The sequence below is a fragment of the Microcystis sp. LE19-10.1B genome (assembly GCF_027530565.1).
Taxonomy (GTDB): Bacteria; Cyanobacteriota; Cyanobacteriia; order Cyanobacteriales; family Microcystaceae; genus Microcystis; species Microcystis aeruginosa.
The window spans coordinates 1-13,146 of the sequence record NZ_JAPZQM010000345.1 but is presented as its reverse complement, the minus strand read 5'-3'; the positions used below and the strand labels follow the sequence as shown (position 1 = coordinate 13,146).

Genomic DNA, 13,146 nt, shown 5'->3' with positions numbered 1-13,146 from the left:
CGGCCTTGAACGAGTAAAACTTTCTAGGAAATAAGGTTGAACATTAGATTTTTTCGACTTGTTCAAAGTGGCCGTCCGGCATCCGGACACTCAAAACGGACGGGTCGAAAGAGTCAGACTTAAGCAATTAAGCGTTTTTCGCTATCTGCGTCAACCCCATTGACGCGACCATCCTAAAAAAGTAGCGTGGTGAGGATGTCAATAACATTGTCTTTGAAAAACCCATTTTAGGAGTTGCCCATGTCATCCTCATCCCTACCCATTAAACCGGCTGTACTGGTTGTCATCATTGGTGAAACCGTCTTGCAAGACCGCATGATCAAGCTGCTGCAAGAGTTAGGCGTAACTGGCTATACCCTCTCGCAAGCCCAGGGCGCAGGTCGCCACGGCAACCGCCAGGGAGATATGGTCGGTTATAACACCAATATTGAGATCAAAACCGTTGTCTCGCAGGAAGTCTCGGAGGCGATCTTCTCTGGTCTCGTCGAGTATCAAGCTAATCATGCCTTAATCGCTTTCCGACAAAATGTCGAAGCGTTGACTGGGTTTGAGATAATTTGATTCGTCACTAACCGCGCCCTAAAAGGGACGGGGCTTGCCTAGACCAATTTAGGCGACGCAAGTAGAGACTACCGCATCGAGACACAATCTAGCCCAGACCTCCGAATACTTCCCTAGTTCGGATTCTCTCTAAGCTCTATTGGTAAAGCGTTGTTAGACAAGACATCTGGATTGTGTTGCGGTAAGGGACTTTAACTTTACTCTTAAGGATTATCTCCATGCCAAGAGTTCCTGTTATCTCAAAAGACGGAAAGTCGTTAATGCCCACCAAACCCAGTCGGGCCAGGCGGTGGATTAAGCAAGGAAAAGCTATCGGTAAATTCAACGACTTAGATATTTTCTATGTCCAGCTAACCACTGAACCTTCTGATAGCAAAACCCAACCGATTGCCATTGGTATTAACCCGGGTAAATTATTCTCTGGAATTGGCGTTCAATCCTCCCTTTTTACTCTTTGGAAGGCTCACTTAGAACTTCCTTTTAAGCGAGTAAGAGAGCGCCTAGACAATCGATGCTTAATGCGAAGAGGACGTAGAGGAAGACGGATTAACCGCCAACTTTCTTTTAATCTAAGAGCGCATCGACAAAAACGATTCTCAAATAGAAAACAAGGAAAATTAGCTCCCTCAATCAGAGCTAATCGTCAACTTGAACTTCGAGTCGTTTCTGAACTAACCAAAATCTATCCAATTACCGATATTTACTTTGAGTATGTCAAAACCGATATTGATCTAACTTCCAGTAGAAAAGGAGCTAAGTCTGGAAAAGGTTTCTCGCCAGTTATGGTCAGACAGAAATGGGCGATTGAGCAACTATCTCAATTGGCAAAAGTCCATACTCGCTTTGGTTGGCAAACCTCTAATCTCAGAAAATATTTGCGACTAGAAAAGTCCAAAAATAAAGCAGAACAATCACCAGAAAGTCATGCTAACGATGGCATTGCTAAGAGGGAGGGAGCATCTCACCTTTGTAACCCCTAAATCAGGTTTTATGTCAAGCTATTTTGAAAGCCTTGCTAGAAACCAGTTTTAGGGACAAGTATAATTAGGGCTTGCTGAATAATGGTAAAACCCTTGTTGGTTAAGACTTTTAGAGTTTTTGTAAATCAAAAAGTACCAGATATGGGAGTGATCGGGGGGAAAATTCAGGGACTTTTTCCCTGAAAATTAGGTAATTGACCCCTTCAAAATCGGTAAAACCCTACACCCCACACCCCACACCCCACACCCTGCCCCCAAGAAAAACTTTTTGCCGCAAACCCTACTTATTGTTAAGCTGATTAACAGCTTAAGTTTGTCATTAATTTTCATTTAACAAAAAAAACAGCACCCATCAGGATGCTGTTTGTCAAGAAAATGTTACAAAACTTAAGCTAAAGCCGCCATTTTCACATCGTTATTAGCGAGGATATTTTGCAACTCCTCCGCGTCCACGGTTTCTTTTTCCACTAACATTTGCGCTAACTGGTCCAAGATGGCGCGGTTATTGACTAAAACCTCTTTAGCGCGACGATAGGCCTGTTCCACTAAGTTACGCACTTCCTCGTCAATAGCTGCCGCAGTTTCATCGGAGAAATCTCGATCGGAAGCGATATCACGACCTAGGAAAACATTACCATTTTGACGACCTAAAGCCACCGGCCCTAGGCGATCGCTCATGCCGAAACGAGTTACCATTTGCCGCGCTACTCGTGCCACCTGTTGCAGGTCATTAGAAGCACCCGTAGTCACTTCCTCCTCACCGAAGATAATTTCTTCAGCTAAACGACCTCCCAAAGCTACAGCCATCTGATTTTGCAGATAAGCGCGAGAATATAACCCGGATTCCATGCGATCCTCGCTGGGAGTGAACCAAGTTAAACCCCCAGCGCGACCGCGAGGAATAATACTAATTTTTTGGACGGGATCATAATCCGGCATTAAAGCACCCACCAAAGCGTGACCAGCTTCATGGTAAGCAACTAAAGTTTTGCGTTTTTCACTCATGACGCGATTTTTCTTCTCAGGACCTGCTAGAACACGATCGATCGCATCGTTGATCTCATCCATAGAAATCTCGGTTAAATTGCGACGTGCCGCTAAAATTGCGGCTTCGTTGAGCAAATTAGCTAGATCGGCACCGGTAAAACCGGGGGTACGACGGGCGATTTTATCGAGATCCACGTCTTGAGCCAAAGTTTTGCCTCTGGAGTGGACATTAAGGATTTCCTTACGGCCAGCGTAATCGGGACGATCTACCACCACTTGGCGATCGAAACGACCCGGACGTAATAAAGCGGCATCCAGCACATCGGGGCGGTTAGTGGCGGCGATAATGATAATACCTGTATTACCTTCAAAACCGTCCATTTCCGTTAATAATTGGTTGAGGGTTTGTTCCCGTTCATCGTTACCACCCCCTAAACCGGCACCCCGTTGACGACCGACAGCATCAATCTCATCGATAAAGACGATACAAGGTGCATTCGCTTTCGCTTGTTCAAATAGGTCGCGGACGCGAGAAGCACCCACCCCGACGAACATTTCCACAAATTCCGAACCGGAAATGCTAAAAAACGGGACTCCCGCTTCTCCAGCTACTGCGCGAGCAAGCAGGGTTTTACCTGTCCCCGGAGGACCGACTAAAAGGACTCCTTTGGGGATTTTTGCCCCAATTGCCGTGAAGCGATCGGCATTTTTCAGGAAGTCCACCACTTCGTTTAATTCTAATTTTGCCCCTTCAATCCCGGCCACATCACCGAAAGTAACCTGGGTTTGGGGTTCCATCTGTACTCTTGCTTTCGATTTGCCGAAGTTCATCGCTTGGGAACCGGGACCACTTTGGGCGCGACGGAGCAAGAAAAATAGACCAACAAGAAGTAAAATCGGGAAAAAGAGGCTACTGAAGGCTCTTACCCATACTCCTTCTTCTCTTTGGGGCAGTACGGAAATATCAACGTTATTTTCTGCCAAGATGTTGATTAATTGCGGATCGTTGGGCAGGTTAACTAATACATTTGCTCCATCTTGGGTGGGTACGATCGCCCGTTGCCGGTCAGCACTTAAGCGCACGGTTTCCACTTTACCTTCCCGTACTTCCTGTAAAAATTCACTATACTTCCAAGTTTGTTGCACTGCTGGCTGGCGATCGAAGAAAGCTGAGGCCAAGGCAAGGACTACGATTAACAATAGGGCATATAGTCCCGCATTGCGCCATTTTTTGTTATTACCGTTTTTGTTCACGCTGTCGAACTCCTGATAAATTGAGGATGATCTTATCGGTTGTCAAGGGGTTGTTAACTTATGTTAACGTTTCTCAGGAACACTGGACAGGTTTTTTTTTAATATGCCCGTTCTGGTCCTCCATCGGGGTTAGCTGTTGGGGGTTGGGGGAGTATGTCAATGTGACTCTCCTAGACCGAGTATGATCAATTTGTAACAAAATGCCAAAATACTGCATAAAAGCTGCAAGTGGAACGATAGAGAGTTTAGTTGACCTCCACGGGGAGTAGCTAGATGAAAAAACGAGAGACTTTGCTGGAGAAGTTTTGTTGCTTTTTAGTTTTGCAGCAAAATAGGACACAATGGAATTGTGATCGGCGTTTGCGTCGTAACATGGAAAGCTATGGCCCAATCGATCCTAATGTCGAGTCCGAGGAGTATTTGGCCCTATTCTTTCAGCAACAGTATCAGAATCCCGGTTCCCAAAATCATCTTTTTCGTGGGCATTTATACGCTTATTTGCAGGAACCTTGCTACTGGGCTGCTGCCGAAATCTATCAAAAATATCAAGCTAAACTAGATTATCAGATCGAAGACTACTTTAACGAAGGAATTCTTGGTTTTGAGGCTATCTTAGCTGACTTTAAGCCTTTATTCTCCACTCGCTTCGATAATTTTGCCAATCAGAGGATTAAATATCGCTTAATCGATCGCATCCGTCAGATTAGTCAAGCATTCGGCCATAATACTTGGAGCCTACTACTTAATTCTACCGGAGCGCGTCTCAGCCAAGCTCTCCTGGCGAGGGGATTAGTGGGAGAAACTCTCGAAAATTACCTTTTAGCTTGGGATTACTATAAAGAAATTTATGCCCAGGCAAAAATCAAAACCGATGGTAAAATTCAGGAACCTAGTCCAGAAATCTGGCAAAAAATCGCCGCTGCTTATAACTCGGATAGCCACTCTACCATCAAAATCAGTTCTGCGACAATTAACCGATGGTTAGAGGATGCGGGACAAGCTATTTTTGATTATTTATTTCCCCAAGGAAAAACAATTTCTCTACAGCAACCTTTAGGGGGTGAGGAAAGTAGCACGAGGGAGGAAATGATCGAAGATACTCTCCATGATACCCCTTGGCAGCAATTAGAAGCGGCGGAAAATTTTCGCGAGTCGCAACAAAACCACCAAAAAATTCTAGCTTGGTTAGGGGCAGAAATTCAACAGATTTGTCAGCAGCCGCAACAGGCAAAACTGCATCCGCAAATTCAGTTAATTCTAGAGATGACTTATGGGTTGGGGTTGGGACAAGTGGCAATTGCCGCTAAGATTACAGAAATCACCACGGTGGTTATCAAACAATATCAGGTTTCTAGGGAACTGGATAAAGTTTATCGTCACCTCGCTAAAAAGTTTTTACCCTGGGCCAGCGAAAACCTGCATATTTCTTTCCAGTCTCACGATAGAGAAGTTATTAGTAAAGCAATAGAACCATGGCTAAAATACTACTATCAAACCAGCGCAACAACTCAGGAGGATTAATTATGGTTAATGATTGGTTAGAACTAACTCCTGATAGCATTTGGCTAGAAATACCCGCAGATATTCAAGAGATAAGTTGGGCAAAAAGTGCCAGTTTTACTGATGCCAGTATTCGTCAGAGATTTTATGTTAATTATCTCTGTCAACAAGTTATTTTTAACTATCTACAGTCAGGGATGCCTGGGGTTAGCTTAGTAGAAAATCAAGAGGATTTCTGGCAACTAGGAGTTAATGGTTTTACCGTTAAATTAGGCGAAAAGTCAGTAATAGTTATTGCCAGCGAAACTCTGGATCTAGAAGCGATCGAAATTCCTCAAGAATGGGTAGATATTCCTCAATTAATTGGTGATTATTATCTAGCGGTACAGGTAAACACTGCCGAAAGTCATCTGAGAATTTGGGGTTGTACTACCCATAAAGATATTAAGGAAAAAGGACAATATATTAAGCGTAATCTTAACTACTCTCTACCGAGAAATCAACTGCAATCAGGATCAGATTCTTTAGATTTATGGGGAGAGTGTCAATTACAAGCAGTTAAGATTGAACGGGAAAAGATGGAAGAAAAACTATCTTTAGATAGATTGACAACCTTACTAGACATCTTAGCTAATCCTCAGTTAATCTTTCCCAGAAAAGCCGTTGCTTTTCAGGAATGGGCAGCAGTTATCGTCAATAGTAACTGGAGAAAAATTTTAATTACCCGTCGGCAAAAATCCCCCGTCAAGTTAACCAATTGGTTTGCCCATAATTTCCCCATTGATTGGCAAAGTATCCTCGATTTTAGCTCACTGTCACTGGTTCCAGCTTTCAAAAATACAGAAATTAAACGCATCAAAGATTTAGGAGTAGAATTACTGGGAAATCCCCTCGCTTTGATGATTACTATCGCTAAAACTGAAGAAATATTTAGCCTGCAAGCGACTGTTTACCCCACGGGAGAAACAAGCACTTTACCCCCCCATTTAAGATTAAGTATTCTCACCGAAACTGGTGAGGTTTTTCGAGAAGTAATTGCCACAGATAACGATGAATTTATTCGTTATCGATTTGATGCTGAATTGGGGGATAAATTCTTCATTGAAGTGGCTTTAGAATCGGCAAGAGTAACCGAATATTTACAAGTATAAGCGAGGAAAAACTTCATGATTAAACTCCTAACTCTCGAACTAGATGGCACATTCGATCGGGGATTTAAAGTAAAATTAGAAATTCGTCCCGATCTTAATTCTCGTCCCCAAACTGTGATCAAAGCAAGGCTACCAGCTAATTTAGAGTTATTAACTTTTTACCGTCAATGGCAACGTCACTATAGTGAATTAGAGGGATTTTTTAAAGTCTTAAAAGATAGCAATCCCCAACAAATTACCAATAGTTCTCAGCAGAGTTTAGTTTTTAAAAACTGCCAAGAAAAAGCCAAATTATTTGAGGATAACTTAAACAAATGGTTGAATAATAGCCCAGAATTTGAACCGATCAAAACCGCAATTCTGCGCTCTGGCAATAACTTTCGTATCTGGTTACAAACCGATAATATTTGGCTGCAAAGATTCCCCTGGGAAAAATGGGAAATTCTCCAAAATACTGGCGCAGATATAGCCATTATTGTCTCAGAATACGATACCTTAACCAGACAATTAAAAAATCATGAAAAAATTCGGATTTTAGCCATTTTAGGCTATGCCACCGACTTAAGATTTCTCGAAGAAGATCGCAAAACTTTAGACGATATTGCGGGAAAAGCAGGAGCCGAAATTATCTGGGAAAAAGCCCCTCACCCGCAAAAATTAAATCAGTTATTGCGTCAAGAAACTTGGAATATCCTCTTTTTTAGCGGTCATAGTGCCAGTACAGAAGATGGTCAAGATTGCGAAATTCAACTAACAGAAACTCATAAATTAAAGATAGCTGATTTTAGCTTTTCCCTGGGAGAAGCTACTAAAAACGGGTTAAAGTTAGCGATATTTAACTCCTGTGATGGTATCGGTTTAGCACAACAACTATCACGGGAAAAAGGGATGGCATTACCCCATCTAATCTTTATGCGCGAGAAATTACCCGATCCCGTTTCTCCCAAATTTCTGCAATACTTTTTAACCGCTTTTACCAATAATAAATCTCTCTATAGCGCCGTACATGAAGCCCAAAAAAATCTCCACGATGACTGGGAAAAAGACTATCCCTGTGCCAGTTGGCTGCCCGTAGTTTGCCCCAATCCCACCGAAGAACCCCCCACTTGGCATAGTTTCAGTAACTCCCCTCAAAAACAACAAAATTGGCGACGATTTGCTCTAACTTTCGGTTTAGGTTTAGCCGTAACGATGACAGTCTTGGCAATAAGAGAAACAGGAATTTTAGAACCCTTAGAATTAAATATTTATGATCGCCTGATGCAACTAAAACCCAAAGATAAACCCGATGACAGATTATTAATTATTACCATTGATCGCCAAGATTGGGAATATCAAGATCGCATGGGTATGAAAAGACCAACAATACCCGGAAGCGATCAAAAACGTTCCCTCGCAGGAGAAGCATTATCGCAGCTTTTAAATAAATTACTGCCCTACGAACCGCAAATTATCGCCTTAGATATCCTCCGTCCCATCGCTGCCAGTCAAGATTATCCACCCCTAGCCAAACAATTACAAAATACTCCTAATTTTATCTCGATTTGTAAGTTTAATAATTACCCACAACCAGACGGATTTCCCCCACCCCCGGAACTGCCAAAAAATCAGAGTGGTTTTAGTAACATAGTGCCAGACGAAACCATTGCCGGAGTTCCCCGAATTCGTCGTTTTTTATATCAGGCAAAACTCGATCGCACCTCTCCCTGTCTTCCCCCGGATTCTTTGGCCAAAGTTGACTCAATGTCCTGTAATTTTAAAGATTATGCTCCTAGTTTTAGTCTCCTAATTGCCAAACGATATCTAGAATCCCAGAATCAAGATTTTGACTGCAATAAACTGGAGCGGGGAATTCTAGAAATTAATATCGGGGATACTCATCTCGGTGACTGGCTGCAATCCAACCGCGGCCCCTACAGAACCAGTCAATCCGATACCCGATCCGGCCGTCAAGTTATGCTCGCTTACCGTCGAATCGCCGATAATGGCATCGATGCAATCATCAAAATTGCCCCGAAAAAATCTCTCCGACAGGTTTTAGATTCGCGTTTTAATTCCGAATCAGTCCGGGAAAAAATTGTCCTGATTGGAGTAACAGAACCCAGGATCGATGATTTTTTAACCCCCTTTAGTCGCAACCCATCGGAAGCAATTCCGGGGGTTTATTTGCACGCGCACGCAGTCAGTCAAATTCTCGATACAATGGAAGGAAAACGTACCTCGATCGCTTTCTGGAATCCCCTACAGGAGGCTTTCTGGGTGTTGGGTTGGTCCCTGGTGGGGGGATTATTAACGTGGCGTTTTCTTCGGGTAAAAACGGTACTTTTGACATTGGCGATCGCTGTGATTTCCCTTACTGGTATCGGTTGGCTTCTCTTTAGTTATTTCGGTCTCTGGGTTCCGATTATCCCCCCAGCGATCGCACTTCTCACCACCTCCGGTATCTTCTTTTTTCTTCGTTCTTACTACTTAAAATAGCTAGGTAAGGCTTGCTGAAAAAGTACGGGCGAAGCATTCGGATAGAAAATCTCCGGTTTCACCGATAGGTTATTGCCCGAATGCTTCGCCCCTACAGGAGCCGGGCCGATGAAGACGCAAGGTTTTGAAGCACGATTCTCTCAAAATCTTGCACCTGTTTCACGAGAAAAACGACAAAACTCTTACCTTGCCTACATTTCACATTTATTCAGCAAACTCTAGGTAACAACCATGATCAAACCTTCGATCGCCCTCATCCTTCTTTTCTCCCTACTGCCTCAACCCGGGTTAACCCTTATCACCCCGGCTGCCGGAAATATTTCTAATCATCCCATTCTGACGGCACAGGGCGATCGGGAGCTTACCGAGGAGCAATTCCTACAACGAGTCACCGTTAAGATTACTAGCGAGACAAATCGGGGATCGGGGACGATTATTGCTAAAAAAGGCGATAATTACCTTGTCCTAACCAACGCCCACGTTACCCGCAACACGAAAACCCTACAGGTACAAACTTACGACGGCCACAGCCGTGCGGCCCGCATTGTCCCCAATTCCCTATCGGAGAATCAAGATCTCGCCCTGCTGGAGTTTAGCGATACCCGGGAATATTCGATCGCCACCATCGCGGAGTTTACCATCAATCAAAACAGGATCGGTTTAGAAGTGGTGGCCGCGGGATATGTTGCCGAAACGGGACAGTATCGGACGACAAAGGGAACCCTCGAACAGGTGAGCGCTCGACCCCTCCGGGATGGCTACAGCGTCGGTTATAGTGGCGATATCGTGCAGGGAATGAGTGGCGGCGGCATTTTTGTTGATGGGGAGTTAATCGGCATTAACGGGCGATCGGCCCATCCGATTCTCTCTAACTACACCTACGAAGACGGTACAAAACCCACAGACGCAGAAATCCAAAAGATGAGAGCGGTTAATTGGGGCATTCCCATCAATACCCTATTAATCTACATCCGTCCCGAAATCCTCAGCGCCTATAACCTACCCCTACCGCCGGTGAACCCCGATATAGAAACCACCGCCTCTAATGACTATATCGCCGAATTAGAAGCGAAAGCGAAGGGTTTCACCGTCCGGATTGATAGTACGAGCGGTGGAAACGGTAGCGGTGTCATTATCGCTAAAGAAGGGAATATTTACACAGTTTTAACCGCCGATCACGTCTTCTGCGAAAAAATCAAAGGCACCACCAGATGTGCCGATCACACCTACACCGTCGTCACCAGCGACGGCAAAACTCGAAACATCGAGAAAAGCACCATCATCCGTCAGGAAGGGGTAGATTTAGCAGTTTTTCAGTTTGAAAGCCTGGACAATTATCCCGTTGCGGAAATAGCGAATTATAACCCAAATACCGGTGATTTTGTTTTTGCGGCAGGCTTCCCCAAAATTGGACAAAATCCCTCGAAATGGTTGTTTAGTGGCGGTAGAATTATCGAGAAAGAAACGGGATTACTACTAACCCGCCAAAGTCCTTTAAGCACTCAACAAAGTGGAACATTACAAAGTGTTGCTTCTTTAACCGGAGGCTATGAATTAGTTTATACCAGCATCACATTTGGGGGCATGAGTGGCGGTGCAGTCTTAGACTCTCAGGGGAGAGTAATAGGGATTCATGGAAGTTCGGAAACAGCAGGGGTAGGGAAAATTCAGTTAGGGTTTAGTTTAGGGATTCCCATTAGCACTTTTATCGGATTGCAAGAAAGATTGAAGGTAAAACCGCAATTATTAACCACTGCTCAACCCCAAGTTAGTCCGCAACAAAAACAAGAAATTATTCAAGCGATTACTGGTGTTATTGTCCCTAATACCAATGCGAAGGCGGATATTTGGATAGAAAGGGGAGGACAATTATGGCGGTTACGGAGGCATGAGGAAGCAATTAAGGCGTTTGATGAGGCGATTAAGCAAAATGACCCCAAGAATGTCTATTTAGCCTGGTATGGGAAGGGATTAGCGTTAGGTGCTTTAGATAAAGATCAACCAGCTATAGAAGCTTTGCAACAAGCGATTAATACCTTACCTAAAGGGGAAGATTTAAAGAACTTTCACAGTAGTATTTTACAACAGCAAAGTGTAGTTTATCGCTCTTTAGAAAATTATGAGCAAGCCTTAACGGTGATTAATCAGGCGATTTCTCTGTTTCCCAATAATCCTAAATCTTATATCATAAAATGGGTAGTATTATATGAGTTAAAACGTTATGATGAGGGATTAGACACAATTACTCAGGCAATTAATCGCGCTCCTCGTGCTTTTTGGTATGTGATTCGTGGGGGTTCCTATTCCTTGCAAAAAAAATACGAATTAGCTTTAGATGACTTCAACAAAGCTATGAAACTTAATCCTAATTATGCTCTGGCTTACTCTGGTCGGGGGGAGCTTTACTATTACCAAAAAAAATACGATTTAGCATTAGCTGACTTCAACAAAGCTATTGACATTAATCCTAATTTCGCTGAGGCTTACAGCAATCGGGGGAATATTTACTATTACCAACAAAAATACGAATTAGCTTTAGCTGACTGGAACAAAGCTATTGAACTTGATTCTAAGTTAGCTATGGCTTACAGCAATCGGGGGAATATTTACAATGACCAACAAAAATACGAATTAGCATTAGCTGACTTCAACCAAGCTCTTGACATTAATCCTAATTTAGCTGAGGCTTACTTAGGTCGGGGGGTTATTTACAGTCTCCAACAAAAAGACGAATTAGCTTTAGCTGACTTCAACAAAGCTATTGAAATTAATCCTAATTTAGTTGAGGCTTACTACAATCGGGGGAATCTTTACCGTCTCCAACAAAAATACGATTTAGCTCTCTCTGACTACAACAAAGCTATTAAAATTAACAAAAATGCTTGGTTTGCTATGATGGGCATCGGCTTAGTTAAGTATGAACAAGGGTCAATAAGTGAAGCAATTAAACAATGGGAAAAAGCACTAATAATTAACAATCAATCAGCCGAAATTCAATTAGCTTTAGCCGTTGCTTTTTATCATCAAGGCGAAAAAGATAAAGCATTAAAACTCGCTGAAAGTGCTTTAAGTATTAATTCTCAACTTGCCAATATTGATTTCCTCAAAAAGATTTTACGGACAAACAAAATTTTTGCTGATGTTCAAAAATTATTAGCACATCCTGAACTAAAAAATTATGTTAATCAGTAGTTTCGTAGGTTGGTTTGAGCGAATAAATATGTTAAAGAAAACCTCTCAATTCTCAGGAAAAGCGAAACCCAACACCCAAAACCTAAATCAGTCTGAATCTTTTTGTTGGGTTTACTTGGGTGTATTGTTGGGTTTCGTGCCTCAACCCAACCTACTTTAGAGTTTCGTAGTTTCGTAGGTTGGGTTGAGCGAATAAATATGTTAAAGAAAACCTCTCAATTCTCAGGAAAAGCGAAACCCAACACCCAACCCCTAAATCCGTCTGAATCTTTTTGTTGGGTTTCCTTGGGTCTATTGTTGGGTTTCGTGCCTCAACCCAACCTACTTTAGTTTCCTTGGGTGTATTGTTGGGTTTCGTGCCTCAACCCAACCTACTTTAGCTACTTTAGCTAGTAGGAGGAAATAAAACTGGCGATAAAAGATGGTATGAAAAAAACATTCCCATCGCCGAAAAAAGATTTGAAGCCTATTTAAAAACCTTAACGGAGCAAAATCTATGATTACCTTTGATGAAGAAATGGATAAACTGCCCTCTGAAAGAAGGGCAAAAATTGAAGCTAAAACCCAAGAGCTTTTACAAGAAATGCAAATCATTGATGAACTTCTTCAACGCCTAGGACTTGCTTCAGAAGAAATCACGGAAAGCGAAAGTGAACAGCCCTGTTTCTCAGCAAAATCGGATGATTTAAAACAACATCTTACCCTAGAAAATTTAACCCGTATGATGAGGGAATTAGGGGGAGAATGGGAACTTACCCTTAAATTTCCTGAGCAACAAGTGATTAAATTAAGTAGTGAGCGCCCGTAGTTTCGTAGGTTGGTTTGAGCGAATAAATATGTTAAAGAAACCCTCTCAATTCTCAGGGAAAGCGAAACCCAACACCCAACACCTAAATCCGTCTGGAGAATTACAGAGAATGATTGATCCTATAATAACGGGAAAATCCTCAGAGTGAGGAACTCGCATGAAACCAGCATCCCTGATTCAACTAACCGATAGTCTGAAAGCCCTTTATATCAAAACTGCCCAAAAGCTGAAAGGC

The 13,146-nt window shown here is 42.8% G+C and carries 7 protein-coding genes and 1 pseudogene; 7 read left to right on the top strand and 1 reads right to left on the bottom strand.

The window, feature by feature from the left end; genetic code table 11:
- Positions 1–240: 240 nt before the first annotated feature.
- Both O9332_RS12355 and O9332_RS12350 read left to right on the top strand, forming a co-directional pair.
- Positions 241–561, top strand: a complete 321-nt coding sequence (locus O9332_RS12355) for a P-II family nitrogen regulator (RefSeq protein ID WP_002752253.1) — start codon at positions 241–243, stop codon at positions 559–561.
- Positions 562–779: 218 nt separating this feature from the next.
- Positions 780–1,505: pseudogene (locus tag O9332_RS12350) on the top strand (RRXRR domain-containing protein); the annotation flags it as partial.
- Positions 1,506–1,928: 423 nt separating this feature from the next.
- On the opposite strand, the gene ftsH3 reads toward O9332_RS12350, so the two are convergent.
- Positions 1,929–3,782, bottom strand: coding sequence for an ATP-dependent zinc metalloprotease FtsH3 (gene ftsH3, locus O9332_RS12345; protein ID WP_002763074.1), 1,854 nt, complete (start codon positions 3,780–3,782; stop codon positions 1,929–1,931).
- 273 nt (positions 3,783–4,055) lie between these two features.
- Between ftsH3 and O9332_RS12340 the strand changes: the two genes are divergently transcribed.
- The 5 genes from O9332_RS12340 (at position 4,056) to O9332_RS12320 (ending at position 12,911) form a co-directional block, all read left to right on the top strand.
- Entirely contained in the window at positions 4,056–5,303 is a 1,248-nt protein-coding gene (locus O9332_RS12340; protein WP_288025795.1) for a sigma-70 family RNA polymerase sigma factor, read from the top strand.
- Positions 5,304–5,305: 2 nt separating this feature from the next.
- The gene (locus tag O9332_RS12335; protein ID WP_288025793.1) at positions 5,306–6,433 is read left to right on the top strand and encodes a DUF1822 family protein; all 1,128 of its coding nucleotides are present in this window, start codon (positions 5,306–5,308) and stop codon (positions 6,431–6,433) included.
- A 15-nt stretch (positions 6,434–6,448) separates the two neighbouring features.
- Positions 6,449–8,911: a CHASE2 domain-containing protein gene (locus O9332_RS12330; protein WP_288025791.1), complete on the top strand. Its 2,463-nt coding sequence runs from the start codon at positions 6,449–6,451 to the stop codon at positions 8,909–8,911.
- A 231-nt stretch (positions 8,912–9,142) separates the two neighbouring features.
- Positions 9,143–12,103: a serine protease gene (locus O9332_RS12325; protein WP_288025789.1), complete on the top strand. Its 2,961-nt coding sequence runs from the start codon at positions 9,143–9,145 to the stop codon at positions 12,101–12,103.
- 496 nt (positions 12,104–12,599) lie between these two features.
- Positions 12,600–12,911: a hypothetical protein gene (locus O9332_RS12320; protein WP_016514503.1), complete on the top strand. Its 312-nt coding sequence runs from the start codon at positions 12,600–12,602 to the stop codon at positions 12,909–12,911.
- Positions 12,912–13,146: the final 235 nt, after the last annotated feature.